The sequence below is a fragment of the uncultured Mobiluncus sp. genome, from assembly GCF_963511525.1.
In the GTDB taxonomy this organism is placed as follows: Bacteria; Actinomycetota; Actinomycetes; order Actinomycetales; family Actinomycetaceae; genus Mobiluncus.
This window is the reverse complement of the sequence record NZ_CAUPIY010000005.1, coordinates 43,964-69,176: the sequence shown is the minus strand read 5'-3', so window position 1 is coordinate 69,176 and position 25,213 is coordinate 43,964. Positions and strand designations below refer to the sequence as shown.

Below are 25,213 nucleotides of genomic sequence, written 5' to 3'. Positions count from 1 at the left end.
CTGGCAGCATTGGCATCATCTCTCTGAGTCAGTTTGGGTCTCGAAAAGGTCTTCAACTCTGCAGTCGAGGGCGGTCGCTATCTTCATGAGGACGTCCATGTGTACTGGTTCGTTCTTGCCGAGTTTGGCTAGTGAGTTGCTGCTGATGCGCGCCTTGTCTCGGAGCTGGACTTTGTTCATGTTCTTGTCGATGAGGAGTTTCCAGAGCTTGTTGTATTGGATCTTCATGGACGTTCCTTCCGGCTCCACTTCTCTCCAAAGAGCGCCTTCTCGTTGTTGTCCAGTTTCAGGACGGTGGTTTCTTGCAGGATGGATTGGGCTTCGGGGGTGCATTCGCTGGTCTTGTCCACAGCGATGAAGATTTGCTTCTCCACTTGATCGGCGTAGACGCGGATCAGGTTGCTGAGGTCTGGGCGGGGCATGGAGTCGAACACGATCGAGTCGTGTGCCAGTGCTGGGAGCACAGTGTTCTGCAGCACGGCGAGGTCGTAGATGATCATGCTGCGATGGTTTGTGCCTGTGCCTTTGTCCTTCGGCGTTTCGAAGTCGTAGGAGTTGAAGGCCTTGATCGTCAGTCGGGGCGCGTTGTACTCCCCGCCGGTGACCTCGTCGTTGATGGCGTCCATCTGCGTGTTTATGGCGATTTCGATTTGTGCCAGCACGCTTTCGAGTTGGTTTTGGTAGCGCGTGTTGGCTTCTCGTTTCGCGGTCTGGAGCTTGTGGTTTTGGTCGAACGCTTCGTTCTGCTCTTTAAGCTTGGTGATCCGCCGATCCAAGGTCGTGTAGGCGTCGAGGAATTCTGGCGTGAACGCTTTGGATGTGGGGATCGCATCCATCTGGGAAAGGATGCGGTCGTGGTGTTCTTGAAGCTCGGTTACCTCGCGTTGGACGCGCTCGCGGGCTTGGGCGAGTTCTTCCGCGAGGATCGTCTGGATCTTGGTGTGGAACTTCTCGACCTCGACAAGCTTGGCCAGGTTCGCTTCGGGGAAGAATTCTTGCAGGCTCTTGAGGTCGGCCTCGGTGGGGTACGCGCCGTGGCGTAGGTTCAAATCGAGCAGGTGTAGCTCGTCGTGCCTTTCCTTGATGAGGCGTCGAACGTCGCCGAGTTGGCGGTTGAGTTCGTTGCGTGCGTTAGCGTGTTCGACCTCGCTCGGATCGACTGTCGCTTCATCTGATTCGGCCAGTTGCGCACGTTCCTGCTCCAAGGAGGCGATCTCGACGACGTTCTGCTTGTACTTAGTCAACCCGTCAACTGCCGATGGGATGAACTCGTAGCGTCTGGCAGCTTTGAACGCTGCAATCATGCCCTCAGCGCTCTGTAGTTGCTGCTTGAAGTCCTCGATCGAGCTGTAGTACTGGAACAAGGAGATCAGGATCGCGATGGCATCCTTCTGGGATTCCTCACCACCACGGGTCTGGAGTGGTTTGAGTTCGTTGTGGTTGTTTTTGCCGTAGATCCGGAAGAACCTGCTGAGCATCTGTCGGAACGACGCGCCCGGCAACTGCATGCCGTACTTGACGGCCAACCAGTCTGTGAACTCCTTGAGCTCAAGGGTTTTCAGCACGCTGCCGTCGGCATCAATGTTGACCACAACTTTGGGTTCATGGGGGCGTCGCACGAAGTTGTAAGAGGCACCGTCAAATTCGAAGGTGAAGTTGATGGCGTGCTCAGGCAGTTCCCGGACGGCATCGCTGTCGACGTAGGTGTTGCCACCAAAGACGAAGTCGATGATGAGCATCATCGTGGACTTGCCGATTGACCCGGCCTCGCCTCGGACTGCGCCGAGGATCGTGTTCAGTCCTTGATGGAACTGGATCGGCGGGCGTGGTGTGCCGCCTTCTTTGAACAAGTCACAACTGATCTGCTTCAGCATCGCTCCAGTGCTCCTTCCTCACTGAGCGTGACCTTGCCGAGGGAGTAGAGACAGTCCAGCGCATCAATCAGCCGGATTGGATCCGTCGTGACGGAGGCAAGGGCGACGGCAAGTTCATTCGGGGTCTTCGGGGTGTCCAGGAGCCTTAGGATCGTCGGAAGCAGCGGCAGCACCGTGTCCTGGTAGGCAAACAACTTGTTAGGAAGCAGCATCGAACACCTCACAGGACTGGACGAAGTAGGAGGTCACGTAAGCGCAGTAGCGGGCATCCTGTTTTGTGATCTGACTGAGCCGAATGGTCAGGGCTTCATGGATCCGCTGTTTCGCGTACCCCTTGTCAGCGAGCTTCGTGTACGAGGCTCTGATCTCAGCTCGCAACAACCCATCATCAAACGTCTTGAGCTGAGCCTGCTCCTGCAGCTCTTTCTCGATAAACCTGAAGTATCGCGTGACGTGCATGAATACTTCGTCGAACACGAACACGTCGACTGACTGGTCGATCTTGTCCTTGACTGCGACTGGGTCGAAGTTCAGCGGCTCGAATTCTTTGGGGTTGGCGTTGCCGAGCTTCTCGACGACCTTGCTGATGCCACGTTCAATATCGACCGTGGTCAGTGTCTTGCGTGCCTGGGCTGCGTCGACTTGTGCCTTCTTATTACGCCTCAGGTCTTTTGCGTCGGATTTCTTGTGGTTGAGCGTGTAGGCGTGGAAGCAGTTCGGACACAGCGCGACCAGATTCTCGTAAGTACGCGCTTCGCCTTCAATTCGTCCAATCGCATAGAGCGGAGCTGTCGCGCCGTCGTCGGTGACGGGCTGGAGGTGCTTGCCGCAGCCGGTGCGCGAGCAGGTGTACTTGCACTCCTCCAACAGGCGAGAACCGAGCTTGCCCTTGACGGCATCCGACACCGCCGTGGCTCGCTGGAGCTTACGGTCATTCTCCAATTCCGGATTGACAACGAACTCCAACGCTTGCTGGATCAAGTCGAACAACACGTCGCCAACATTGAAATCGTCGACATCTTCGCCGGTAAACGGCTGGATACTGCGAGCCAGCGCCGCCTTGACCTCCTCGACTGACTGCGTCTCGATGTCATCGACGTAGTTGAGGGAATCGACGAAGTTGTCGCGGGTGGGATTAGCGAGCATGGCGCGCGCCAGCTTTTTCGTGATCCCGCGACTATAGAACTTCCGCAGGGATTCATCCTTGTAGTCCTGATCCGGTGTCCTACCTCGGGGCGTGAACCAGTGCTCCTCAGGGACGGCGCATAGCCGTTCGATCATGTTGCGCATGAAGTCTGCTGTGTTCCGGGTGCCGCGCAGGTGCGGGTAGACGGCCTTCATCACATCGTTGAAGAGCAACTTCGCCATCACCTCCACCGGATTGTCCCAACTGTCCCAGGCTGTCCCAAAGCGTCTAAATGGCCGAGGTGCCATTTTCTACCGTGGACATAGCTCACGAGAGATGGGTATGAGTCTATCACGGCTGTGCATTTGCAACGAGAAGTTGGCGATTGCGTATCTTGCGTGGGTTATGCGGGGCAGGTGGCGTGGCCTCGCGCTCAGGACACGACCGGGATGTGCACGATCTGGTCGAGTCCATGGAGACACCTCACGCAACGTGAGGCGCATCCACCGGATCGACCGTGATCACGCCGATCCGTAGCCAACAACTGAGCTCAGGTTTCTATTCGTCCCAAGTCGGAACGATCTGCAGGAGCCGCTGGGGCGGGCATCCATCCGGATGTCCGCCCATAGCCATGCCAATGCAGACCGCTTCACCGACACCAGACGACTAGCGGCGTCTCCCGTGGGTCTTTCCGCATCCAGCGGAAGGAGCCAGCCGTGGCAACTCCTACTTTTTCAACCACACAGAAACCCGACACCGGATACCAGCCCTATGCCGTCCGCACCAAGAAGGTCGGCGGCAAAGAGTTCACCCACATTTACGTGCCCTCGAAGGTCACAGACGGAGTCCAGGAATATGCGTGGATCGAGCTCGTCGACCCGCCGACCGGAGATGACGACCTCGGGCTGAGCGCCGAGGACATGCTCGCCTTGCTGTACGACCCGACGTACGTGCCGGAGTGGAAAGTCGCATATCTGCGCGCTGCCTACCGCAGTTTTCGTGCCACTAAAAACGCTCGAAACCGTGGCGACCTCTCGTATAGCGACTGGGAAGTCGAGGTCCATGGCGGGCCCCAGTATCTGAACGTCTCGGTTCACGAAGACCAGATCGACAGTGAGCTGGTTGTCGATTGGTTGCTGTCTCAGGTCAGTGCCAAGCAAGCCGAACACATCCGACTGCACGTGTTTGAACGGCTCTCCTTCGTCGAGATCGCGCGTGAGGAGCTGCCCGGTGCCGACGAAGCCGACGTGACCAAGCGAGCGAACAGCATCGGGCGCTCGGTCAAGCGGGCTTTGAAGAAGCTTCGCGAATTCATCGAGCAGGAGTGTCCGGATCTGGCTCCCGTCGGGGGCGTATGAGTGCCCGGCCCACATGAAGACCAGCACAAACCGACGCTCATCTGATTCATAAAGGAGGAAACGATGTCCAATCATCGTCTCAAGGTCACGTTGACTGACCAGCCCGAACCTGACGCTGCGGTCTCTGCCCGCAAGGTCAGCATCCGAAGCAGGATCGCCCGCAAGCTGCTCGGCAACCCACAGCAGCTCACCGTTCTCGTGCCGGGCAACCAGGTCCGCTCAGTAGAAATCATCCGCCCAGACGACGACCTCCTGGCGCTGGCTCGCGCCGTCGGTGTTACCCGGAGCGGTGGTGATGCCGCATGAACGTCACCGAAGCGAACCGCTACGTCCCGGCGCTGAACCGGATCGCGGAGGGGGTCACGATGCTGGCCTCTGCGATCGAAGATACCGCGTGGGAATCGTTCGAGGATCACCCGTGTATGTCGGGAGCTCGCCCGATCGCCGCAGCCCAGCTCGCCCAGCCTGCGCTGGAAGCTGTAGTCGAAGAGTACGACGCGGCCCACCAGCCGCCAGCCCCGGCACCGGCTCCGGAAGTTGTGCCGGTGTCGTTGGAGCAGGTCCGCACTGTGTTGGCGCGCTTGTCGCAGGCAGGTCATACCGCGCAGGTGCGTGAGCTGATCCAGGCAGCTGGCGCGAACAAACTCTCCGAGATTGACCCGGCCAAGTACGGGTGGTTGCTGGAGCGGGTGGAGGCGATCGCTGATGCCTGACCAGCACGCACTGCTCAGCGCCTCGGGAGCGCACCGCTGGTTGGCCTGCCCACCGTCAGCAACATTGGAGGCCGGGCTGCCGGAGTCCTCCTCGTCCGCTGCCGAGCAAGGAACCGCAGCTCATGAACTCGCGGAGTGGAAGCTGCGCCGAGCACTCCATGACGCACCGACTACAAAGCCGGTCTCGAGCTGGCATGACGCGGAGATGGAGACCCTGACTGACGATTACGTGGCCTTCGTTCAGGAGCGGCTGCGTGATGTGCGGCAGGCGTGTGCTGATCCGCAGGTGCTCATCGAGCAGCGCCTGGATTTCTCCCACGTGGTGCCGGGCGGGTTCGGCACCGGCGACTGCGTCATCATCGCTGAGCCCACGCTTCAGATCATCGATTTGAAGTACGGCCAGGGGGTCATGGTCGAAGCCGAGCACAACCCGCAGTTGATGCTCTATGCCCTCGGCGCGCTACACGCCTTCGGGGACCTGTATGACATCGAGACCGTGGCGGTGACGATCTACCAGCCCCGGCGCTCGAACGTCTCAACCTGGACGATCCCCGTCACTGAGCTGGAGACCTGGGCAGAACAGGTCGTGAAACCCCGTGCGGCGCTGGCAGCCAGTGGGGATGGCGAGTTCGCGCCTGGTGAGTGGTGCCGGTTCTGCAAGCTTGCACCCACTTGCCGGACGCGCGCTGAGGCGAACCTTGCGCTTGCCAAGCATGAGTTCGCACCCCCTGCCGAGCTCACCGATGCCGAGATCGCACAGGTGTTGGCTCAGCTGCCGGACCTGAAGGCGTGGGCTGCCGATGTGGAAGCGCACGCGCTGTCGCTGGCGGTAAACCAAGGCAAGACCTGGCCCGGGTTCAAGCTCGTCGAAGGCCGCTCGATCCGCAAATACGTAGACGAGTCCGCTGTCGCAAAGACAGCTGAGGCAGCCGGTGTCGATGTGTGGGATCGCAAGCTCAAGACCATCACCGCGCTGGAGAAGCAACTGGGCAAGAAGCGCTTTTCCGATCTCCTCGGGGACCTGGTGGTCAAACCCGCTGGTAAGCCCACGCTGGTGCCCGAATCCGATAAGAGGCCCGCACTGGAGATCCAGTCGGCAACAGATGAATTCACATCAATTTCAACCAAGTAAACACAGAAAGGTAAGACAAGAATGTCTATGCAGAATCCGACCCGTGTGGTCACCGGCGAAGTTCGCCTGTCCTACGCCAACATTTTCGAGGCGAAGTCCATCCAGGGCGGCAAACCCAAGTACTCCGTGTCCCTGATCATCCCGAAGTCCGACACCGAGACGCTGGCCAAGATCGAACGCGCCATCGACGCGGCGATTGATGCCGGAATTGGAAAGTTCGGTGGCAAGCGCCCGAACAAGGCTGCGCTCAAGCTGCCGCTGCGTGACGGCGATATTGATCGTGACGATGCGGCGTATGCGAACGCGATGTTCGTCAACGCCAACTCGACCACCCCGCCACAGGTCGTGGGTACTGACCTGCAGCCCATCCTGGACGCCAGCGAGGTCTACTCGGGCTGCTACGCACGAGTGAGCATCAGCTTCTACGCGTTCAACACGAACGGCAACAAGGGCATCGCCTGCGGGCTGGGCAACATCCAAAAGCTCCGCGACGGCGAACCACTCGGCGGCAACCGCATCAGCGCCGAGGCCGACTTCGGAGGCTTCGCAGAAGCCTCGGACGACTTCCTCAACTAGGGAAACGGAGAAGCATCATGAACGAGTGTTATTCAGCAGCGCTATCAGCAAACACCACCACTCTCGTGGCACTGCTCATTGGCGCTGTCCTCGGTCTCATCGTCATAAAGATCGCCTATGTGATTGCCGAACGGCGGGCTATCCGCCAGGATCGCAAACGCATCGACAAGCTCATGACTGACACCGAGGCCGAGCTCGAAAAGTACCGCGCTAACCACGACCACTAACCCCTCACCCATGCTGGGAGGACACCACGCCCACTTCTGGGGTGTGGCGTCCTCCCAGCACCCATTGTTTTCTAGGAGCTGTCGCGCATGCGTGAACTCTTCATTGACATCGAGACCTTCTCGCCAGTGAACCTGGCGAAATCCGGGGTGTACCCCTACGCCGACCACGACGACTTCGAGCTCCTCCTGTTCGGCTACTCGATCGACGGCGGCCCGGTCGAGGTCGTCGATCTCGCCAACGGAGACCAGCTGCCCGATAAGGTGCTGGCCGCACTCGTCGACCCGCACGTAGTGAAGTGGGCGTTCAACGCCGCGTTCGAGCGCATCTGCCTCTCAGCCTGGCTGGCCAGACAGCATCCAGAGCTCATGGCGGGCCGCAGGCTCCTGGATCCTGCCCAGTGGCGCTGCACCATGGTCTGGAGCGCGTACCTCGGCCTGCCGATCAGTCTGGAGCAGGTCGCCACTGTCCTTGATCTGCCGGTGCGTAAAGACAGAGCGGGTAAGAAGCTCATCCGCCAGTTCTGTACCCCGGCCACACCGAGCGTGTGCAACCAGGGTGGGATGCGTAACCCGCCTGCATCTGACCCGGACGGGTGGGAGCAGTTCATCTCCTACAACCGGCGCGACGTCGAGGTGGAGCTTGCGATCCATGACCGGCTGGCCGACTTCCCGCTCCCAGCGTCCGAATGGAACACCTACGCCCTGGACCAGACAGTCAACGACACCGGCATCCGGCTCGACCAGGTTCTCGTGGATCACGCGGTGGCGTGCGACCGGCAGCACCGCGCCACCACGCTGGCCCGCGCTCAAGAACTCACCGGGCTGGAGAACCCGAACTCGCCGATCCAGCTGAAAGAGTGGCTCGCCGCCCATGGCACGCCTCTGCAGTCACTGACGAAAGACGAAGTCTCCGCCGCGCTCGACACCGCCACTGGTGAGGTGCGTGAAGTCCTCCAGCTGCGCGGTGAGCTCGCGAAGTCGTCGGTGAAGAAGTACGAGGCGATGCAGCATGTGGCAGGTCGTGATGGGCGCGGGCGGGGTTTCCTCCAGTTCTACGGGGCAGGGCGCACCGGGCGTTTCGCGGGCCGCCTCGTCCAAGTCCAGAACCTGCCCCGCAACTACCTACCAGACCTGGCCGAGGCCAGAAGCCTCGTGCGGACCGGGGACTTTGAAGCGGTCGAATTGCTCTACGACTCTGTGCCCGACACCCTCAGCCAGCTGATCCGTACCGCTTTCATTCCCGCCGATGGGCACCGGTTTGTGGTGGCTGACTTCTCCGCGATCGAGGCGCGAGTCATCGCGTGGCTCGCAGGCGAGGCCACCACGCTTCAGGCCTTCCGTGACGGGAAAGATTTGTACTGCGAGACCGCGAGCCGCATGTTCGGTGTCCCCGTTGACAAGCATGGCGTGAACAGTGGGTTGCGTCAGAAGGGCAAGATCGCAGTGCTCGCCTGTGGTTATCAAGGCGGCGTCGGAGCTTTGAAAGCTATGGGGGCGCTGCGGATGGGGCTGGCTGAATCCGAGCTCCAGCCGCTGGTCGATGCGTGGCGGGCAGCCAACCCCAGCGTGGTGCAGCTGTGGGCGGACATCAACGCCGCCGCCATCGAGGCCATCTCTACCCGCCAGCCGACCGGTGTTGGTGCGCTGACCTTCACCGTGGAGTCCGGGATCATGTTCGTCCGACTGCCCTCCGGACGTCGCCTGGCCTATGTGAAACCCAAGCTGGGTGAGAACAGGTTCGGTGGCACTGCCATCACGCACGAGGGCATCACGACGGGTCGAAAGTGGGGCCAGTTGGAAACCTACGGTGGGAAACTCACCGAGAACATCGTCCAAGCCGTCGCCCGAGACCTGCTCACTTTCGGCATGCACCAGGTCGATCGCGCTGGGCACAGGATCGTCATGCACGTCCACGACGAGATCGTGGTGGAGACCGCCACGGCCACCGTGGACGAGATCTGCAAACTGATGGCCATTACGCCTGACTGGGCAGCGGGGTTGCCGCTAGCGGCAGACGGGTACGTGTGTGATTTCTACATGAAGGACTGATATCGCTGGGCGGAATCGAGGCGACGATGGACATAGGAGAACAAGCTGAAGGCATCGAGGAAGTCATGTTTACCTTCCTCACTACCTAGTCGGGTTTTGTGAGCGCGGGGATTGCGATAGTGCCCGTGGATCCCTATAAGCAGGTTCTTAAAACCCTTGTGCTCTGATTTTTCCGACTCCGTGGAAAAGCTATTAATCACGAGCTTAGGGGCAGAATTGTTTGTTCCCAAAGCTGCGTCGAACAACTCCTGACCATCGTCGGTCAAGCTAGTAAGGATACGGATGCGGTCAGGGATCGACTTGGCTGCCTCGGATATCGCGTGGAACAGAGACTCCGCGATCAGTTCTTGGCTGCAATACTCCATTAGGCGTTCGTGGGTACCGCGCCGCTGAAGTTCCTCCACGAGAGAGCTGGTAAGACGCTCGATATCATCGAATGTGCGTGCCGCCTCAGCGAGTTGGGTCAACTCGCCAGCATCGTCGATATGCCATCCTTCGGTCGCCAGCACCTTGTTGAGCAAGCGGCGCAAATCATTCCAACGCTGACGATCGGTGGTATGCCGTGCCGGGCTCATCGCAGTCGTTATGAACTCACGAGTGAGTTGACCTGCTTGCGCTGCGGACATTCCTTCCGTAAGCGCGCCAAACAGTCCTTCTCGCTTACTCCCGGCAACACGCGGTGGCGCACCAATGTCGAGGAGAAGCTCGTCGATTTGGCTTCCGCTTAGGCCCGGCAAATCGGTACTTGCCAGGACATTCGCAATACTGCGGATAGTCGAGCGTTGGGAGAAAGAATCGGACTGCATCACCGCTCCAGCTTCTCATGTGAGCGAGTGGCCTGAGTATTTCAGCAAGACCCGGGTGTCCGGATTCTTGCGCGCTCAGGGGCGTATGCGTGAGAGCCCGACGCGGCCGCACCCGTGGCTTGCTGGAATTCACGTCAATCCTGGCTCTTAGAAGGAGCCAGACATGGCTACGAGAGATCTTCAGGTATTCACCAACGATGCCTTTGGAACGATCCGAACTGTCGAGCATGAGGACAAGGTGTATTTCTGTGGCCGCGATGTGGCCACCGCCTTGGGGTACAAAGATCCAGTTAACGCCATCAAGCAGCATGGACGTGGGGTGGCGTTTCACCACCCCATCACGGATGCGCTCGGTCGCACTCAAGAAGCCAGGTTCATCACCGAAGGTGACCTCTACCGGCTCATCTTCTCCTCCAAGCTCCCCGCAGCCCAAGACTTCGAAGCCTGGGTTGTCGACGAGGTCCTGCCCACCATCCGCCGCCACGGCGTCTACGCCATCGACGAGCTCTTGGACAACGACGAGTTCCTCGAGCACGCCATCATCCAGCTTCGCTCCGAGCGGGCCAAGCGGCTGGCCGCCGAGCAAGCCCTGCTCGAGGCCGCCCCGAAGGTCTCCTACTACGACGTCGTGCTCCAGTCGGACTCGCTACTGACCATCACCGAGATCGCCAAGGACTACGGCCTGTCAGCCAAGAAGCTGAACTTGCTGCTGCACGACGCCGGGGTGCAGTTCAGGCAGTCCGGCCGCTGGTTCCTCTACGCCCGGTTCGCCGAGCAGGGCTACACGCAGTCCAAGACCCACGAGTACGACGAAGGCAAGACCCGCACTCACATGTACTGGACCCAAAAGGGCCGCTTGTTCGTCTACGACCTGCTGAAGAACCAGTTCGGCCTGCTGCCGGCCATCGAGCAGGACGGCGGTGCGGCATGACGACGACTGCTCTCACCGCCGACCTGGGTTTCTCGCCCCACAACACGGAGGGCTACTCAGACCCCACCTCATACAAGGCGCTGAAGAATCTCCAACGCGCCGAGTACGGCTACCGGCCCTTGGTCTACATCTGCTCCCCGTACTCCGGTGACATCGAGAACAACGTGGAGCTGGCTCGCGCGTTGTGTGCTCACGCGGTGTCACGGCACAAGATCCCGCTCGCGCCGCACCTGTTGTTTCCGCAATTCATGGACGACACCGACGCGAGCGAGCGCGAGTTGGCGATGTTTTTCAACCGAATTCTTCTGAGCAAGTGCGAGGCGATCTGGGTCTACACGGCCCGTGTCTCGACCGGGATGCGCGCCGAGATCGAATGGGCCCACCACCTCGAACTGCCGATCACCTATCTCGACGCCGACTTTCAGGAGGTCACCCTATGAAGGCGATGACGATGTTCACCGCGCAGGTGGCAGGCCAGCAAAACAACGCACACTACCCGAACCCGCACACCGTGACCACGGCAGCCGACCTGGAGGCGGTCGCCAGGTTGGATCATGTGGTTGCCGAGTACGTGGGTGGCAGGCGGTCGGCTGGCAGTTTCGTGACCTCGAACTGCCTGGTCATGGACGTCGACAACTCCCACACCGAGGAGCAGGCCGAATGGGTCACCCCGGAATCGCTGATTAAGAGGCTGGAGGGTGTGGCGTTGATGACCGCCACCTCCCGCAACCACCAGCGGGCGAAAGGAGCCCAGTCGGCAAGACCCCGCTTCCACGTCTACTTCCCGATAGACCCCGTAACTGATGCTGAGGCCTACGCGGCGCTCAAGAAGCAGCTCGCCGCCCGGTTCGAGTTCTTCGACCCTAACGCGATCGACGCTGGCCGTTTCATCTACGGCCACACTAATCCGAATATCACCGTGGTCGAGGGTGAGCGCACCATCGACACCTGGCTTGCCGACACGGTGGAGGAGGACGTGTTCGCCCAGTGGGATGAGGGCACCAAGGCGATCGAGGAGGGTTCGCGTAATGCGACCTTGTCGAGGTTTGCTGGCAGGCTGCTGATTCGCCTCGGCACGACCGATGAGGCACGCGACTTGTTTGACCGCAAGGCTGCTCGCTGCAACCCGCCGCTGCCCGAGGCGGAGGTGGAGTCGATCTGGCGGTCGGCCACCCGGTTCGCCAAGACGGTCGAGAACCAGCCCGGGTATGTGCCACCATCGGATTTTGAGGCGAGCCTGGATTCGGTACGCCCCGCCGATTACAGCGACGTCGGCCAGGCCCACGCCCTGGCCAAGGCGTACCCGGATTCGCTGCGCTACTCGGAGGCCACCGACTGGCTCGTCTATTACGACGGTGTCTGGTACGAATCCGCACCCGCAGCCCAAGCCGTCGCCCAGGAGCTCACCGAACGCCAACTGGCCGAGGCCCACGAGCTGCTCGAAGACGCCAAAGACCAGCTCGCCGCCACGGGGGCTGCCATGTTGTTGGCGTCGATGTCGAAGGCGAAAGCCCAGGCCATGTTCAACGCCGCCCAACAGGAGGCGTTCGCCGCGTTCGAGGACGCGAAAACCTATGTGGCCTACGCGCTCAAGCGCCGCGAATCGCGCGGGATCACCAACTGCCTGAAAGAAGCCCGCCCCATGCTGCTGACCACTCCTGAGCAGCTCGATGCAGACCCGTATCTGCTCAACACCCCATCAGGCACCTACGATCTGCGCCACGGAGCCGCATCGCGCCGTGACCATGATCCGGCGGATCTGGTGACCAAGCAGACCAGCCTCGACCCGGGCACCGACGGGGCGCACCTGTGGCAGGAAGCCCTCGAGGTGTTCTTCCAAGGCGATGCTGAGCTCATCGCCTACGTGCAGCGCATCGTCGGCTTGGCTGCGATCGGGCAGGTCTTCGTCGAGGCCCTCGTTATCGCCTATGGGGATGGTCGCAACGGCAAGTCGACGTTCTGGAACACGATCGCCCGGGTGCTGGGCACCTACGCGGGCAACATGAGTGCTGATGTGCTCACGATCGGTGGGATGCGCAACGTCAAGCCTGAGCTGGCTGAGGCCAAAGGCAAACGCCTCATCATCTCCGCCGAGTCCGAAGAAGGCGTGCGCATGTCCACCTCCGTGGTCAAACAGCTCGCCTCCACCGACCAGATCTACGCGGAGAAGAAATACAAGGCACCGTTTGCCTTCACCCCCTCGCACACCTTGATTCTCTACACCAACCATCTGCCCAGGGTGGGGGCGATGGATGCTGGTATTTGGCGCAGGCTCATCGTCATCCCCTTCGAAGCCAAGATCGAAGGCACGTCCGACATCAAGAACTATGCCGACTACCTCTATACGCAGGCAGGCGGGGCGATCCTGGCCTGGGTTATGGAGGGCGCGCACCTCATCCACGCCGAGAACTACCACCTCAAGGCCCCGGCCCGAGTGGTGGAGGCATCAGCGGCGTATCGGGAAGAGAACAACTGGTTCGCCCAGTTCCTCGACGCCCACTGCGACCTCGACCCTGGGCTGTCGGAACGGGCCGGGGACTTGTACCAGACCTACCGGGCGTGGGCGATGTCCACCTCCGGGTGGGCGCGTCCCATGGTCGATTTCAACGCCACCGTAGAACACCACGGCTTTGTCCGCAAAAAGATGAAATCCGGGATCAGGGTTTTTGGCCTCCAACTGAAAAACGAGTTTGACCAGCAGTAATAGCGCTGGGTGCAGCCTGGTGCAGACCCATATGTGAGTTTCCTATAGGGCATAAAAACTAGCCCTATAGAAAAGTCCAAAACGACCCTGCACCAGGTTGCACCCTCGGCAAAACACCAAGGACATGAACCATGAACGAGCACGCAATCGAACAACACTTGAAAAAAGCCGTTGAGGCGATTGGTGGCCTGTGCTGGAAATTCACCAGCCCAGGCACCGCAGGGGTTCCAGACCGCATCTGCATCCATCGCGGACGCGTCATCTTCGTCGAACTCAAAGCACCCGGATGCCTCCCACGCCCCATCCAACGCCGTCGCATCCAGCAGCTCAAGGATCACGGCGTTGATGCGGTCGTCGTTGACAACATTGACGCGATCCAGGAGGTGGCTGATGCGCTACGAGCCGCATGACTACCAACAACTGGCCACCGCCTTCATCGAAGACCACCCGCAGGCCGCGATCCTGCTCGGGATGGGGCTAGGCAAGACGGTGATCACCTTGACGGCAATCTGGAACCTGCTGCTGGACTCCTTCCACGCCCGCCGCGTCCTCATCGTCGCACCCCTGCGAGTCGCCCGCGATACCTGGCCCGCCGAGGCCACCAAATGGGACCACCTGGCAGGACTCACCATTGCCGTAGCCGTGGGGTCGAAAGCCCAGCGGGTGGACGCGCTTGCCGCCGAGGCGATGGTGACCGTCATCAACCGCGAAAACGTGCCCTGGCTGGTGCGCCACCTCGGCAAAGCCTGGCCGTTCGACATGGTCGTCATCGACGAGCTGAGCTCGTTTAAGAACCACCGGGCGCAACGGTTCAAAGCACTCGCCGCCGTGCGGCCACGTCTCACCCGGATCGTGGGACTGACCGGCACGCCAGCAGCCAACGGGCTGATGGACCTGTGGGCGCAGTTCCGTCTCCTTGATGAGGGCCAGCGCCTCGGCAGGTTCATCACCCACTACCGCAACCGCTGGTTCGTACCCGATCGGCGAAACGGCCAGCAGATCTTCACCTACAAGCCCGCACCCGGTGCCGAGGACGAGATCTACGAGGCGATCAGCGACATCACCTTGTCGATGCGCACCACCGACTACCTGCGCCTGCCCGAGCTGACGGTCACCACGACGCTCGTCGACCTCGAACCGAAGGAGCTCAAAGCCTACGAGCGGTTGCGAGATGAGATGGTGCTCGACCTCGACGGGCAGGTCATCGATGCCGCGAACGCCGCAGCACTGTCAGGCAAGCTGCTACAGCTGGCCTCCGGTGCGATCTACGACGAGGACGGCAACACCGTGGTGGTGCACGACCGCAAGCTCGACGCGCTCGAAGACCTCGTGGAGGCGGCCAACGGCCAGCCGCTGCTCGTGGCCTACTGGTTCAAACACGACCGTGAGCGCATCACCGAACGCTTCCCTGGGGCCCGCGAGCTGAAAACCAGTACCGACATCAAAGCGTGGAACGCCCGCGAGATTCCGCTGGCGCTCATCCACCCGGCTTCAGCCGGACACGGGCTCAACCTCCAGCAAGGCGGCAACCTCCTGGTCTGGTTCTCCCTGACCTGGTCCTTGGAGCTCTACCAACAGACCAACGCAAGGCTCTACCGCCAGGGACAAGACCAGCCGGTGACGATCACCCACCTGGCCGCAGACCACACCCTCGATGAGGCGGTACTGGCCGCGCTGGACAACAAAGACATGACACAGGCTGCGTTGATCAATGCGGTCGCCGACACTCTGGGAAAGCAGGCACACTCATGAACGACCACCCCATCTGGGACTACTTCGACTACCGCAAAGCCGCCATCGGCGTCCTCCAGGACTACGCAACCCAAGCTGTCATTCTCCAGCAAGGCGACGGGTACGCCAACGAGCTCAAAGCCTCACTGACCTCAATCGGCTCACCCCGATTCGACGGCCTGCCACGGGGCAACAACCGGCACGCCGGTGAAGCGAGAGTCTGCTCGATCCTCGACAACCTCGACGCGCTCAAAGCCCGCAACCAAAAAGCGCAGGCCTACATGGATTGGTTCAACCCGGCCTGGGAAAGCCTCAGCGACGATGACCGGCTGGTCCTCGAGGTATTCTTCCTCGACGACCTCTCCGCCGAGGACGCCGCCGTCAAAGTCGCCGAACACTTCTACGTCGAACGCAAGACTGCCTTCGCCAAGAAGCAGCGCGCCCTTGCCCGCTTCGCGCGTCTCTTGTTCGGCAGAGACTGAAGCATTGGCGCGCATGAGTGTCGCAAAGAGGGGATGACTTTCAGGGTGTGCCTGTCGCATGCTGTAAGTGGTTGAAAAGTAGGTCCCGACCCCCAGACGAATCATCACGGTCCGTCTGGGGGTCGTTGCCATGAACGACAAGGGGCGGTGAGACGGATGCCTTTCAAACCCAAGCGCCCGTGCTCCCAGCCCGGCTGCCCCGAGCTGACCGAGACGCGGTTCTGCCCCGAGCACGCCCGCGCCGAGGACACCCGCTACCGGACCTACCAGCGCGACCCGAAGATCAACCGACGCTACGACCACCGGTGGCGAAAGATCCGCGCGGCCTACGTCGAAGCCCACCCGTTGTGCGAGGACTGCCTGGCCCGTGGCCGGTACACGCCCGTGGCTGAGGTCCACCACGTGATCCCGCTCGACCACGGCGGCACCCACGACGAGTCGAACCTGCGCAGTCTGTGCAAGCCGTGCCACTCGCGCCAGTCCGCGCTCGATGGCGACCGGTGGCGGCAAGCCCCTCGGGTCTACAGCTACTAAAAAGGGCTGTGTGCCCGCCTGTCGCGGCCTCCCTGCCGACCCTCACCTGTGCCAACCTCGACCCCGTTCGCCCGGCACGAGGCGACGTGGCGCGCTTGCCGAGGGGGTGGGGGCGAGCGGATCTCCACAGCTGGGCTGCTCCTCAGCGGGCGGGGCCAACCGCGCACAAAATCCACGAATCAAACCGGGTATTGACCCGCCGTCTTGAGCTGGTGCGTTTTACGGTGTCTGGTTTGGGGCTTTCGGGCTTGCCTTGTTGGCTTTCTGGTGGGTGCGCAGTTTCTTGATGGCCCAGTCGTAGTGGCTGGGTGCTGCTGAGACCAGGTAGGAGCCCAACGAGGTGGTTCCTGTCCACGGGAAGTACTTTTTAGTGAACAGCTCCTCATCGGTGAAGCTTTCGATGAGCTCGATGATCTGGGAATGGCTCGAGCCCAGCATGTCCTGTATGTCGCCCAGTGACGTGTCTTGGTAGTGCTCCCAGATTTCCATGTTTAGGGATGGCGTGGTCCGCCACGTGTGAGGTGCGGGCAGGAATGGCCGGGCAGTCCCGTTTTGATTGGCGTCAACGAAGTCGAACAGCATTTTTTGCCACGCATAGAGATGGGCAAGGACATCGCGCAGATTCTTGTCCCTGCCCCAGTGGGGTTCAGGACGGTCGAAGTCAGCGCCGAAAAACAAGCCGACGCTTTCTATCTCTGGCCGCATGGAGTCAATCAATGATTGCAGCACGTCCCATTGGGAGGTGGTTGCTGTCAGCAGTTCCGTTTTCGTTTTCGCTCGGGCCATACCCAATTAGAACACAGGACGGCGAGGAAGCACTAGGGCGTGTTGCTAAATGGTGTTCCGGGGTGCGTGGGTGATGCTGGAGTCATGTCGAGAGGTGTCATCACCGACGAGGTCTGGGAGCTGATCGGGGACGTGTTCCCTGCGGTGAACACGAGGGGCCGCCCGCCGGTGGGCCGGCGCACGGTGGTTGAGGCGACCGCGTGGCGGTTCCGGACGGGGTCAGCATGGAGGGACCTGCCCGAGCGTTTCGGGAACTGGAACACGATCTACAAGAACTTCCGCCGATGGGCGACCGAGGGTGTCTGGGAGGACCTGCTCACCCATGTCCAGCGGCGGGCCTCGCTCGCGGGCGAGGTCGACTGGGTCGTGTCGGTGGATTCATCGATCGCGCGTGTGCATCAGCACGGTGCGACCCTGCCCCGGGGCACAGGGGGCTCCATCGAACTACAAGAGATCCGGGCCGGAGCCGTGTGACCACGCGATCGGCCGGTCACGAGGTGGTTTGACGACGAAGATCCACCTGGTCTGCGATGGGTGAGCTCGCCCGCTGGCGTTCGTGCTGACCGGTGGACAGGTCGCGGACACGAGCGTGTTCACCTGCGTGCTCGACGAGATCCGCGTCCCCGGGCGAGGCCAGGCGCGCATGAGGCCGGACCGGGTGCTCGCGGACAAGGGGTACCCGTCGAAGAAGAACCGTGCCTGGCTGCGCGAGCGCGGTATCAAGGCCACGATCCCCGAGCGCGCTGACCAGATCGAGAAGCGTCAAAAGAGGCCGGGCCGACCGATCGACTTCGGCAACGAGCAGCGGGAACGCTACAAAGGGCGCAACGTCATCGAACGATGCTTCAACGCAGTGAAGCAGTGGCGAGGGCTCGCTTCCCGGTTCGACAAGACCGCCCGCTCCTACGCGGCCGGAATCTACCTCTCCGCCACCCTCCAATGGATTTAGCAACACGCCCTAGAGGAGGTTTACGTCGTGGCCAAAGACGGCACCAACCGAGGCGGACGCAGAGTCCGTGCCGGGGCGAAACCCGAGGCGCTGAACGACAAGCTCGCCTCAGGTCGACCTGCCACCAGGCTCACCACACCGGCCGAGCTCGATGTGTTCGACCTGGACGGCACCGACATCGGCGATGGTGCGCTGCTCGCAGGCGAGACGATGCCTGAACCTAGCGAATACCTGTCGGCCGAGCAGCGCGACGGCCAACCGCTCGGTGCGGACCTGGTCTACCGGGAGACCTGGAACTGGCTGGATGAACGCGGCTGCACCGAGTTCGTCTCCAAACGCTTAATTGAGCAGTACGCGCAGGCGTTCGCCCGATACATCCAGTGCGAGCAGGCAATCTCCAAGTTCGGTCTGCTCGGCAAACACCCCACCACGGGCGCTGCGATCGCCAGCCCGTTCGTGGCCATGTCGCAGTCGTTCGGCAAGCAGGCCAACGTGTACTGGTACGAGATCTTCGACATCGTGCGTGCCACCTGCACCACCGACTACTCCGGCACCACGCCAGGCGATGAGGTCATGGAGCAGCTGCTCAAAGCCTCCTCCTAAGGCCCCTCATCCCGCTTGTTTCGTTTCTGGCCTGCCCGGCACCCGGGCGGGCTTTCTTGTTGTTCGCATTTGTGAAAGGAGCCCTCGCGTGTCTGTAGTGCGAAGTGCTGAATCTGTGTGTATCGGCCACCCCGACAAGCTGTGCGACCTGATCGCAGATCACATCCTCGATGACATCCTTACCCGCGACCCGGCGGCACGCGTGGCCGTTGAGGTCATGGCGAGTGGCAGGCGCATCATCGTCACCGGCGAGATCACCACCACCATCCGGCCGCAGCTGCGCGCCTGCGCGCGGGAGGCGCTGCGCCGGGCCGGGTACAACTCGAACCGGTTTGTCATCTACGTGTGGGTGCGCCGCCAATCCGCCGACATCGGCGCAGGTGTTACAACCTCCATCGAGGCGCTTGCAGGTGATGAGTCGGCGTATGCGAGCCTGGGGGCGGGTGACCAGGGCACCGTCTACGGGTACGCCACGAGCGAGACGCCCCAGCGCCTGCCGCTGCCGCTCGTGCTCGCCCACGAGATCTGCCGCCGCCTCGATACAGCCCGCACCGACGGCACGATCCGTGGGATCGGCCCCGACGGCAAATCCCAAGTCAGTGTGGTCTACGACGAGCTGGGCACTCCGGTCGGCATCGACACCGTGATCGTCTCAATCCAGCACAATGCAGACAAAGACCCCGAGGCGCTTGAACGGGAGGTGCGCACGCTGGTCGTCGCCCCGGCCATCGAGGCGCACCTGCCCGGTGCCACGGCTGAGCGCGTGTTGGTCAACCCGTCCGGTCGGTTTGTCACCGGTGGGCCCACCGCTGACACCGGGCTGACCGGACGCAAGCTCATGGTCGACACCTACGGTGGGCTCGGCCCGCACGGCGGTGGCGCGTTCTCGGGTAAGGACCCCTCCAAGGTCGACCGAACGGGCGCGTACATGGCGCGGCTCATCGCGAAAACCGTGGTGGATGCGCGCCTGGCCGAAGAATGCCACGTCGCTATCTCCTATGCGATCGGTAAGGCTGACCCGGTCGCGTTCCGCATCGACACCTTCGGCACCGGTCAGCACCCGGATTGGCTGCTCACCGACGCCGCCCAGGCGGTCTTCCCGCTGCGACCGGCCGCGATGATCGAACACCTGCACCTGCGTTCTCCGATCTACGCGAAGCTTGCCACCTATGGGCACATGGGCCATGGTCTGAGCGAGTGGGAATGGACGCTGCCGTTTACCGACAAGCTCAGAGAAGAGGTGATCCGCCGTGCTCATCAAGCAGCTACCCATCAGTGAGCTCAAGCCCGCCGACTACAACCCGCGTAAGGACCTGAAGCCCGGGGATGCGGACTACGAGAAACTCAAGCGGTCGCTGACTGAGTTCGGTTATGTCGAGCCGGTGATCTACAACCACACCACCGGCCACGTCGTCGGTGGCCACCAGCGCCTGAAAGTACTGGCGGATCTTGGCCACACGAGCATCGACTGCGTGGTTGTCGAATTGGACGAGACCCGCGAGAAGGCCCTGAACGTCGCACTGAACAAGATCAGCGGCGACTGGGACGAGTCCAAGCTGGCCCTGCTCATCGCGGACCTTGACGCGGCCGACTTTGATGCTGAGCTCACCGGCTTCGACGATGACGAAATCGCCCAGCTCATCGGCAGCCTTGACGAGGACGAGGTAGACGACGACGGGTTTGATCTCACCGCCGCTCTCGAGGCCGCCTCCTTCGTCCAGCGCGGGGACATCTGGACCATCGGCAGGCACCGGCTGGTCTGCGGGGATGCCACCGACGCAGACGATGTCGCGATGCTCATGGACGGCAAGAGCGCGAACCTGGTGCTTACCGACCCGCCCTACAACGTCGCCTTCGAGTCCTCCGACGGGCTCACGATCAAAAACGACGCGATGAAGGCCGACTCCTTCTACGAGTTCCTGCTCACCGCGTTCACCAACATGGCGGGCGTTCTCGACAAGGGTGGGTCTGCTTATGTGTTCCACGCCGACACCGAAGGGCTGAACTTCCGCAAAGCGTTCATCGATGCCGGGTTCAAGCTCTCCGGCTGCTGCATCTGGGTCAAAGACTCCCTCGTGCTGGGACGCTCGCCGTACCAGTGGCAGCACGAACCGGTCCTCTACGGGTGGAAGCAGGGAGCCAAGCACAAGTGGTTCGCTGACCGGAAACAGACCACGATCTGGAACTTCGCCAAGCCGCGAAAGAACTCCGACCACCCGACGAGCAAGCCGCTGGACCTGCTGGCCTATCCGATCCGCAACTCCACCCAGGCCAACGCGATCATCCTCGACACCTTCGCTGGCAGCGGTTCGACCCTGATGGCCGCCGAGCAGACCGACCGCATCGCCTACCTCATGGAGTTGGACGAGAAGTACGCCTCGGTGATCCTGCGCCGCTACGCCGAGGCGACCGGGGATGCGGCCGGGATCACCTGCCAGCGCGACGGCACCCAGTACGCCTACCTGGATCTGGTCAAACAGGTCGACCGCGACCGCGAATAAAACCCCGCAATATGCAGGGAAAACAGGGGCGTGAAACTGAGCCGTTGATGAGGGCAAAAACGACTGGATAAGCGGAAAAACGTATGGCTGTATGTACATGACCAAGCACCCCTAGACCTGGGGGAACCGAGCGAAAAGGACTGGTCATGAGTGAATTACACATCGAAATCAGCGAGCTCATCGCAGCCGGAGTCAACGTCTACGACCCCGAGGAAACCCTGCGGGTTGCCAGAGCTCGCGGCTACCAGCTGGTGGTGCGCGTGATCGAATACGACCCGACGCGTTTCCTCAGCATGGTGGCCGCCTGGTTCGAGAAGGAGGTCGTGGCATGAGCATCCTCGCCTTCACCCCGCACAAAACGGGCAGGAAAAAGCTCGCCCAGCTTCTCGCCGATCACCTTGGCACCGAGGCCACCTATCTGGGCACGCCCTCGTTTGCCTACCAGATCGCAGACGCCACGCTGGATCGGGACTGGACCCTCTACCTGCCAGATGGTATCGAGGCGCAGGCCGTGCTCGAGTCCGCACACAAGGCGGGCTTTGAAACCGCCGACCCGGGCGAGGTGGCGTTGACGGTCACGATGCCCACCACCGGGTGGAGTGAGCGCACTCGCGCCAACCTCGAAGCGCTCCTAGCGGCCAAAGGGCCACTGATCGCCAAGGCCCTGGGCATCCCGGCCACACCCATCGAGTTCAACGATGACGAGACCGTCTCGTTCCCGTGGTGTGAGTCGATTACGCCGGAGACGGCACGCGAGGCGGTGATCCCGCTTGTGGCCAGGCTCTGCCAGCGCGCCCAGGAGGCAACCCGGATCCGCTCCACGCCGCCTGCACCGGGCAATGACAAGTACACGATGCGCTGCTTCCTGCTTTCCCTGGGCTTCATCGGCCCCGAATACAAGCAGGCACGCCGCATCTTGCTGGCAGGCCTGGAAGGGGACGCCGCCTGGCGCACCCCGACGAGCAGGAAGGAGGATTGACCATGACTCCTGGCCAGCGGGTGCGCCTGATCGCCACCAGCGACCCGTACACGACGCTGCGCCCCGGTGTGCTTGGCACCGTGGCGTTCGTCGACGACCTCGGCACCGTCCACGTCGACTGGGACACCGGATCGAACCTGGGGCTCATCCCGGGCGAGGACTCCTGGGAAACCCTACCCACTGAAAAGCCCGAAAAATAGCGGCTCATCAGGGCAAATAGTGACTGGATATGCGGCACAACGTATGGCTGTATGTACATACCGAAAGCACACCACCTCAGGGAAGGACACAGCCATGAACCCCCAGCCACAGATGAGCATCGAAGAGGACACCACCCAGCACCTGGTCAAGGACGCGAACCGGCTCGGCTACACCATCGTCACCATCGACACCACAGACGACCTCGCGATCGAGATCCGCCCCGCAGCCCGCCTGCCGTACACCCCGCCCTTGTACCGGGATTGGCAGACCGGCCAGTGGACGATCCAAACCACCTCATACGGCTCCCTCGACCCGGAAGAGATCGAGAAGGTCACCGACGGCTACCGACGCGCCATTGCCATGGTCAGCGAACTGGCACCCCTGAACGCCCGCGACCTGGTGAACTACAGCATCACCCGCAACGCCTGACCTTTTGGCACCCGCAAACCCTGCCACGAGCGGGGTTTCCTCTCGTCACAAGCCTTGTTTCTCCACGGTTTTCTTAAGTGCTGTAGATCCCAAAAAATAGTGCCTGATCTGGGCAAATACGACTGGATAAGCGCCCGCACCTATGGCTGTATGTACATGACAAAAGAACAGCCCCTCAGGAAAGGACAACAGCCATGAACACCACCGAGAAGCTCACCACCGAAGCCCTGCAGATGCGCGTCGACTCCTACGGGGCGATCCTCGCACACGGCGACTACACGCTGGCCACCTTCGCGACCTGGACCAAGAAAGACGGCTACGGCAACAGCGCCCAGGTCTACCGCCTCACCGAAGCTCCGATCGACGGCTTCGGCCCGAACGCACGCGGCCGCAGCGAATGCGCCCTGGAGCTCATCGCCGAGGCCGACCACCTTTTCGCAGACGCCGGGCACGCCATCGCCTGGGCCCTGACCCAGATCTAACCCACACCCCACCAAGGCCAAGGAGGACACCCGATGGACGCCACCAGAGAGCTGGTCACCAACCACCTGGAGATCCCCGCCGACGCCGCCCCGCACGGTGAGATCCAGGCCGCCGCCGAGATCCCCTTCAGCGTCCTCGACGAGCTCGCCGAGGAGGTCGGGGCCGAGAAGATCCCGGTCCACACGCTCAGCCGCATCGGCTGGCACTACACCAAAGCCGACCAGATCATCGCCCTGGCCGGGCAGCGCGGCCTGTCCGATTGGCGATACGGCGGCTTCGACACCGACCAGGTGGTCGCCGACTTCCGCGCCACCTACTGCTAACCCCTCGCGCCGCCCTGACCACGCAGACGGGCCGGGCCCTGCACGAACTGTTTCGCCCCACACGGTTGGGGCTTTTCTTATGCCCCGAGGAAGGAGCTGCCGCCACGATGACGAGCACGTATCAACCAACCCGGTTCATGGCAGACGGCTCCACCTACAACCAACGCAAAGCCGACTTCGCCGTGGCGTTCATTCAGGCGCTGCGCCACACCAAAGGCCGCTGGGCAGGAAAACCCTTCACACTGCTGGGTTGGCAAGAACAGATCGTGCGCGACCTGTTCGGCACCATCAAGCCCGACGGCTACCGCCAGTTCACCACCGCCTATGTGGAAATCCCCAAGAAGCAGGGCAAGTCCGAGCTGGCCGCCGCGATCGCGCTGCTGCTGACCTGCGGGGACGGGGAGCAAGCCGCCGAGGTCTACGGGTGCGCGGCCGACCGGCAGCAAGCCAGCATCGTCTTCGAGGTCGCCGCCGACATGATCCGCCAATCACCAGCCCTATCGAAGCGGGTGAAAATCCTCAGCAGTCAGAAGCGGATCATCTACAAGCCGACCAACAGCTTCTACCAGGTGCTCTCGGCTGAGGCGTACTCCAAGCACGGGTTCAACATCTCCGGTGTCGTATTCGACGAGCTGCACACCCAACCCAACCGGGCCCTGTTCGACGTGATGACCAAGGGCTCGGGTGATGCGCGCACCCAGCCGCTGTACTTCCTCATCACCACCGCAGGCACCGACACCCACAGCATCTGCTACGAGCAGCACCAAAAAGCACGCGACATTCTGGCGGGCAAGAAACACAACCCCACCTTCTACCCGGTGATCTACGGCGCAGACCTGGATGATGACTGGACGGATGAAAAGGTCTGGCACAAGGCCAACCCCTCGCTTGGGGTCACGGTGCCGGTGGATAAGGTACGCGCCGCGTGCAACTCGGCGCGCCAAAACCCCGCCGAGGAGAACTCGTTTCGCCAGCTGCGGCTTAACCAGTGGGTGAAACAGTCCGTGCGGTGGATGCCCATGCACATCTGGGACGCCTGCGCGGACCCGGTAGACCTAGACGAGCTGGAGGGCAGGCCCTGCTACGGCGGGCTGGACTTGGCCTCCACGACGGATATCACCGCGTTCGTGCTCGTCTTCCCGCCCTACGGGGATGACGAGCAGTACCGGATCGCCCCGTGGTTCTGGATACCGGAGGACAACCTTTCGCTGAGGGTGGCGCGTGATCACGTGCCCTACGACCTGTGGCACGCCCAAGGCTTTCTGGAGACCACGGAGGGCAACGTGGTCCACTACGCCCACATCGAGCACCTCATCGAGCAGCTCGGCGAGAGGTTCGATATCCGCGAGATCGCCTTCGACCGGTGGGGCGCAGTCCAGATGAGCCAAAACCTCGACGATGCCGGTTTCACCGTCGTGCCGTTCGGGCAGGGCTTCAAAGACATGAGCCCACCGAGCAAGGAGCTGATGAAGCTCGCACTTGAAGGACGCTTGGCTCACGGAGGGCACCCGGTGCTGGCCTGGATGGTCGACAACATCCACGTACGCACCGACCCGGCAGGAAACATCAAACCCGACAAGCAGAAGTCCACCGAGAAGATCGACGGGGTCGTCGCCACCATCATGGCCCTTGACCGCGCGATCCGAGGCGGCAGCGCTCAGACGGGCGCGTCGGTGTACGACTCGCGCGGGTTGCTCGTCCTCTAACGCTCACGAC

Annotated in this window: 30 protein-coding genes and 1 pseudogene; 25 read left to right on the top strand and 6 right to left on the bottom strand. The window is 61.8% G+C overall.

Translation table 11 applies throughout. From position 1 onward, the window contains the following. Positions 1-15: 15 nt before the first annotated feature. From RQ935_RS05240 to RQ935_RS05225, 4 genes are read right to left on the bottom strand one after another with little or no spacing between them, the layout of a single operon-like run. Positions 16-228, bottom strand: coding sequence for a helix-turn-helix transcriptional regulator (locus RQ935_RS05240; protein ID WP_014320331.1), 213 nt, complete (start codon positions 226-228; stop codon positions 16-18). Next, positions 225-1,874 (bottom strand): DUF2326 domain-containing protein, encoded by a 1,650-nt coding sequence (locus tag RQ935_RS05235; protein ID WP_274732685.1) that lies wholly within the window; start codon positions 1,872-1,874, stop codon positions 225-227. The genes RQ935_RS05240 and RQ935_RS05235 overlap by 4 nt, the downstream gene beginning before the upstream one ends. Then, entirely contained in the window at positions 1,868-2,086 is a 219-nt protein-coding gene (locus RQ935_RS05230; protein ID WP_041630928.1) for an ABC-three component system middle component 7, read from the bottom strand. Before RQ935_RS05230 ends, RQ935_RS05235 begins: the two co-directional genes overlap by 7 nt. Next, complete coding sequence (locus RQ935_RS05225; RefSeq protein ID WP_311497482.1) at positions 2,073-3,242, bottom strand: ABC-three component system protein; 1,170 nt, start codon at positions 3,240-3,242, stop codon at positions 2,073-2,075. Before RQ935_RS05225 ends, RQ935_RS05230 begins: the two co-directional genes overlap by 14 nt. A 474-nt stretch (positions 3,243-3,716) precedes the next feature. Between RQ935_RS05225 and RQ935_RS05220 the strand changes: the two genes are divergently transcribed. The 7 genes from RQ935_RS05220 to RQ935_RS05190 all read left to right on the top strand — a co-directional run bounded on the left by RQ935_RS05220 (position 3,717) and on the right by RQ935_RS05190 (position 9,055). Then, a complete protein-coding gene (locus RQ935_RS05220; RefSeq protein WP_311497481.1) occupies positions 3,717-4,358 on the top strand; it encodes a hypothetical protein in 642 nt (213 codons plus the stop codon). A 63-nt stretch (positions 4,359-4,421) separates the two neighbouring features. Continuing rightward, entirely contained in the window at positions 4,422-4,664 is a 243-nt protein-coding gene (locus RQ935_RS05215) for a hypothetical protein (RefSeq protein ID WP_274732691.1), read from the top strand. Between the two features lie 59 nt (positions 4,665-4,723). Beyond that, positions 4,724-5,071: a hypothetical protein gene (locus RQ935_RS05210; RefSeq protein WP_274980243.1), complete on the top strand. Its 348-nt coding sequence runs from the start codon at positions 4,724-4,726 to the stop codon at positions 5,069-5,071. Further along, positions 5,061-6,203 (top strand): DUF2800 domain-containing protein, encoded by a 1,143-nt coding sequence (locus RQ935_RS05205; protein WP_399532094.1) that lies wholly within the window; start codon positions 5,061-5,063, stop codon positions 6,201-6,203. The genes RQ935_RS05210 and RQ935_RS05205 overlap by 11 nt, the downstream gene beginning before the upstream one ends. Before the next feature lie 21 nt (positions 6,204-6,224). Beyond that, complete coding sequence (locus RQ935_RS05200; protein ID WP_274732696.1) at positions 6,225-6,779, top strand: DUF2815 family protein; 555 nt, start codon at positions 6,225-6,227, stop codon at positions 6,777-6,779. A 17-nt stretch (positions 6,780-6,796) separates the two neighbouring features. Further along, entirely contained in the window at positions 6,797-7,006 is a 210-nt protein-coding gene (locus RQ935_RS05195) for a LapA family protein (protein WP_311497480.1), read from the top strand. Between the two features lie 87 nt (positions 7,007-7,093). Further along, the gene (locus RQ935_RS05190) at positions 7,094-9,055 is read left to right on the top strand and encodes a DNA polymerase (protein ID WP_311497479.1); all 1,962 of its coding nucleotides are present in this window, start codon (positions 7,094-7,096) and stop codon (positions 9,053-9,055) included. Here RQ935_RS05190 and RQ935_RS05185 read toward each other — a convergent pair. Next, positions 9,040-9,861: a TIGR02391 family protein gene (locus RQ935_RS05185; RefSeq protein ID WP_007000791.1), complete on the bottom strand. Its 822-nt coding sequence runs from the start codon at positions 9,859-9,861 to the stop codon at positions 9,040-9,042. The two genes, RQ935_RS05190 and RQ935_RS05185, sit on opposite strands and share 16 nt — an antisense overlap. Before the next feature lie 163 nt (positions 9,862-10,024). Between RQ935_RS05185 and RQ935_RS05180 the strand changes: the two genes are divergently transcribed. The 7 genes from RQ935_RS05180 (at position 10,025) to RQ935_RS05150 (ending at position 16,243) form a co-directional block, all read left to right on the top strand. Beyond that, positions 10,025-10,792, top strand: a complete 768-nt coding sequence (locus RQ935_RS05180; RefSeq protein WP_311497478.1) for a phage antirepressor KilAC domain-containing protein — start codon at positions 10,025-10,027, stop codon at positions 10,790-10,792. Continuing rightward, positions 10,789-11,232 (top strand): DUF4406 domain-containing protein, encoded by a 444-nt coding sequence (locus RQ935_RS05175; RefSeq protein WP_311497477.1) that lies wholly within the window; start codon positions 10,789-10,791, stop codon positions 11,230-11,232. Before RQ935_RS05180 ends, RQ935_RS05175 begins: the two co-directional genes overlap by 4 nt. Then, a complete protein-coding gene (locus RQ935_RS05170) occupies positions 11,229-13,496 on the top strand; it encodes a phage/plasmid primase, P4 family (protein WP_311497476.1) in 2,268 nt (755 codons plus the stop codon). The genes RQ935_RS05175 and RQ935_RS05170 overlap by 4 nt, the downstream gene beginning before the upstream one ends. Positions 13,497-13,627: 131 nt before the next feature. After that, positions 13,628-13,906 carry a VRR-NUC domain-containing protein gene (locus RQ935_RS05165; RefSeq protein ID WP_311497475.1) on the top strand — a complete coding sequence of 93 codons (279 nt, stop codon included), beginning with the start codon at positions 13,628-13,630 and terminating at the stop codon, positions 13,904-13,906. Continuing rightward, entirely contained in the window at positions 13,887-15,248 is a 1,362-nt protein-coding gene (locus tag RQ935_RS05160; RefSeq protein ID WP_311497474.1) for a DEAD/DEAH box helicase, read from the top strand. Before RQ935_RS05165 ends, RQ935_RS05160 begins: the two co-directional genes overlap by 20 nt. Further along, positions 15,245-15,709 carry a hypothetical protein gene (locus tag RQ935_RS05155; protein WP_042406075.1) on the top strand — a complete coding sequence of 155 codons (465 nt, stop codon included), beginning with the start codon at positions 15,245-15,247 and terminating at the stop codon, positions 15,707-15,709. Before RQ935_RS05160 ends, RQ935_RS05155 begins: the two co-directional genes overlap by 4 nt. 156 nt (positions 15,710-15,865) lie before the next feature. Beyond that, positions 15,866-16,243 carry an HNH endonuclease gene (locus RQ935_RS05150; protein ID WP_014320314.1) on the top strand — a complete coding sequence of 126 codons (378 nt, stop codon included), beginning with the start codon at positions 15,866-15,868 and terminating at the stop codon, positions 16,241-16,243. Between the two features lie 219 nt (positions 16,244-16,462). Here RQ935_RS05150 and RQ935_RS05145 read toward each other — a convergent pair whose 3' ends face one another. Next, a complete protein-coding gene (locus tag RQ935_RS05145) occupies positions 16,463-17,029 on the bottom strand; it encodes a ClbS/DfsB family four-helix bundle protein (protein ID WP_005295544.1) in 567 nt (188 codons plus the stop codon). 84 nt (positions 17,030-17,113) lie between these two features. On the opposite strand from RQ935_RS05145, the pseudogene RQ935_RS05140 reads away from it, so the two are divergent. The 11 genes and pseudogenes from RQ935_RS05140 (at position 17,114) to RQ935_RS05090 (ending at position 25,203) form a co-directional block, all read left to right on the top strand. Then, positions 17,114-17,978: pseudogene (locus RQ935_RS05140) on the top strand (IS5 family transposase). A 27-nt stretch (positions 17,979-18,005) separates the two neighbouring features. Next, positions 18,006-18,581: a P27 family phage terminase small subunit gene (locus RQ935_RS05135; RefSeq protein WP_005295551.1), complete on the top strand. Its 576-nt coding sequence runs from the start codon at positions 18,006-18,008 to the stop codon at positions 18,579-18,581. An 88-nt stretch (positions 18,582-18,669) separates the two neighbouring features. Continuing rightward, positions 18,670-19,860: a methionine adenosyltransferase gene (gene metK / locus RQ935_RS05130; protein WP_311497473.1), complete on the top strand. Its 1,191-nt coding sequence runs from the start codon at positions 18,670-18,672 to the stop codon at positions 19,858-19,860. Further along, positions 19,832-21,082 carry a site-specific DNA-methyltransferase gene (locus tag RQ935_RS05125; protein WP_070454647.1) on the top strand — a complete coding sequence of 417 codons (1,251 nt, stop codon included), beginning with the start codon at positions 19,832-19,834 and terminating at the stop codon, positions 21,080-21,082. The genes metK and RQ935_RS05125 overlap by 29 nt, the downstream gene beginning before the upstream one ends. A 146-nt stretch (positions 21,083-21,228) precedes the next feature. Then, the gene (locus tag RQ935_RS05120) at positions 21,229-21,414 is read left to right on the top strand and encodes a hypothetical protein (protein WP_034375438.1); all 186 of its coding nucleotides are present in this window, start codon (positions 21,229-21,231) and stop codon (positions 21,412-21,414) included. Next, positions 21,411-22,061 (top strand): hypothetical protein, encoded by a 651-nt coding sequence (locus RQ935_RS05115; protein WP_311497472.1) that lies wholly within the window; start codon positions 21,411-21,413, stop codon positions 22,059-22,061. The genes RQ935_RS05120 and RQ935_RS05115 overlap by 4 nt, the downstream gene beginning before the upstream one ends. A 2-nt stretch (positions 22,062-22,063) precedes the next feature. Next, positions 22,064-22,261: a DUF4314 domain-containing protein gene (locus RQ935_RS05110; protein ID WP_005295562.1), complete on the top strand. Its 198-nt coding sequence runs from the start codon at positions 22,064-22,066 to the stop codon at positions 22,259-22,261. Positions 22,262-22,304: 43 nt separating this feature from the next. Beyond that, entirely contained in the window at positions 22,305-22,691 is a 387-nt protein-coding gene (locus RQ935_RS05105) for a hypothetical protein (RefSeq protein ID WP_231782320.1), read from the top strand. A 194-nt stretch (positions 22,692-22,885) separates the two neighbouring features. Continuing rightward, positions 22,886-23,173, top strand: a complete 288-nt coding sequence (locus tag RQ935_RS05100; protein ID WP_014320308.1) for a hypothetical protein — start codon at positions 22,886-22,888, stop codon at positions 23,171-23,173. A 33-nt stretch (positions 23,174-23,206) separates the two neighbouring features. Further along, a complete protein-coding gene (locus RQ935_RS05095; RefSeq protein WP_201806609.1) occupies positions 23,207-23,497 on the top strand; it encodes a pseudouridine synthase in 291 nt (96 codons plus the stop codon). A gap of 107 nt (positions 23,498-23,604) precedes the next feature. Beyond that, on the top strand, positions 23,605-25,203 hold the full coding sequence (locus RQ935_RS05090) for a terminase TerL endonuclease subunit (protein ID WP_311497471.1): 1,599 nt from the start codon (positions 23,605-23,607) through the stop codon (positions 25,201-25,203). Positions 25,204-25,213: the final 10 nt, after the last annotated feature.

What these genes read in the sequence shown, in the direction of transcription:
- RQ935_RS05100 (WP_014320308.1), top strand. Translation starts at nt 22,886, where the DNA reads ATGAACACCACCGAGAAGCTCACCACCGAAGCCCTGCAGATGCGCGTC.
- RQ935_RS05150 (WP_014320314.1), top strand. Translation starts at nt 15,866, where the DNA reads ATGCCTTTCAAACCCAAGCGCCCGTGCTCCCAGCCCGGCTGCCCCGAG.
- RQ935_RS05185 (WP_007000791.1), bottom strand. Translation starts at nt 9,861, where the DNA reads ATGCAGTCCGATTCTTTCTCCCAACGCTCGACTATCCGCAGTATTGCG.
- RQ935_RS05180 (WP_311497478.1), top strand. Translation starts at nt 10,025, where the DNA reads ATGGCTACGAGAGATCTTCAGGTATTCACCAACGATGCCTTTGGAACG.
- RQ935_RS05160 (WP_311497474.1), top strand. Translation starts at nt 13,887, where the DNA reads ATGCGCTACGAGCCGCATGACTACCAACAACTGGCCACCGCCTTCATC.
- RQ935_RS05190 (WP_311497479.1), top strand. Translation starts at nt 7,094, where the DNA reads ATGCGTGAACTCTTCATTGACATCGAGACCTTCTCGCCAGTGAACCTG.
- RQ935_RS05175 (WP_311497477.1), top strand. Translation starts at nt 10,789, where the DNA reads ATGACGACGACTGCTCTCACCGCCGACCTGGGTTTCTCGCCCCACAAC.
- RQ935_RS05230 (WP_041630928.1), bottom strand. Translation starts at nt 2,086, where the DNA reads ATGCTGCTTCCTAACAAGTTGTTTGCCTACCAGGACACGGTGCTGCCG.
- RQ935_RS05155 (WP_042406075.1), top strand. Translation starts at nt 15,245, where the DNA reads ATGAACGACCACCCCATCTGGGACTACTTCGACTACCGCAAAGCCGCC.
- RQ935_RS05145 (WP_005295544.1), bottom strand. Translation starts at nt 17,029, where the DNA reads ATGGCCCGAGCGAAAACGAAAACGGAACTGCTGACAGCAACCACCTCC.
- RQ935_RS05165 (WP_311497475.1), top strand. Translation starts at nt 13,628, where the DNA reads ATGAACGAGCACGCAATCGAACAACACTTGAAAAAAGCCGTTGAGGCG.
- RQ935_RS05105 (WP_231782320.1), top strand. Translation starts at nt 22,305, where the DNA reads ATGGCTGTATGTACATACCGAAAGCACACCACCTCAGGGAAGGACACA.
- RQ935_RS05240 (WP_014320331.1), bottom strand. Translation starts at nt 228, where the DNA reads ATGAAGATCCAATACAACAAGCTCTGGAAACTCCTCATCGACAAGAAC.
- RQ935_RS05090 (WP_311497471.1), top strand. Translation starts at nt 23,605, where the DNA reads ATGACGAGCACGTATCAACCAACCCGGTTCATGGCAGACGGCTCCACC.
- RQ935_RS05200 (WP_274732696.1), top strand. Translation starts at nt 6,225, where the DNA reads ATGTCTATGCAGAATCCGACCCGTGTGGTCACCGGCGAAGTTCGCCTG.
- RQ935_RS05195 (WP_311497480.1), top strand. Translation starts at nt 6,797, where the DNA reads ATGAACGAGTGTTATTCAGCAGCGCTATCAGCAAACACCACCACTCTC.
- RQ935_RS05225 (WP_311497482.1), bottom strand. Translation starts at nt 3,242, where the DNA reads ATGGCGAAGTTGCTCTTCAACGATGTGATGAAGGCCGTCTACCCGCAC.
- RQ935_RS05235 (WP_274732685.1), bottom strand. Translation starts at nt 1,874, where the DNA reads ATGCTGAAGCAGATCAGTTGTGACTTGTTCAAAGAAGGCGGCACACCA.
- RQ935_RS05215 (WP_274732691.1), top strand. Translation starts at nt 4,422, where the DNA reads ATGTCCAATCATCGTCTCAAGGTCACGTTGACTGACCAGCCCGAACCT.
- RQ935_RS05210 (WP_274980243.1), top strand. Translation starts at nt 4,724, where the DNA reads ATGCTGGCCTCTGCGATCGAAGATACCGCGTGGGAATCGTTCGAGGAT.
- RQ935_RS05095 (WP_201806609.1), top strand. Translation starts at nt 23,207, where the DNA reads ATGGACGCCACCAGAGAGCTGGTCACCAACCACCTGGAGATCCCCGCC.
- RQ935_RS05115 (WP_311497472.1), top strand. Translation starts at nt 21,411, where the DNA reads ATGAGCATCCTCGCCTTCACCCCGCACAAAACGGGCAGGAAAAAGCTC.
- RQ935_RS05170 (WP_311497476.1), top strand. Translation starts at nt 11,229, where the DNA reads ATGAAGGCGATGACGATGTTCACCGCGCAGGTGGCAGGCCAGCAAAAC.
- RQ935_RS05120 (WP_034375438.1), top strand. Translation starts at nt 21,229, where the DNA reads ATGAGTGAATTACACATCGAAATCAGCGAGCTCATCGCAGCCGGAGTC.
- RQ935_RS05110 (WP_005295562.1), top strand. Translation starts at nt 22,064, where the DNA reads ATGACTCCTGGCCAGCGGGTGCGCCTGATCGCCACCAGCGACCCGTAC.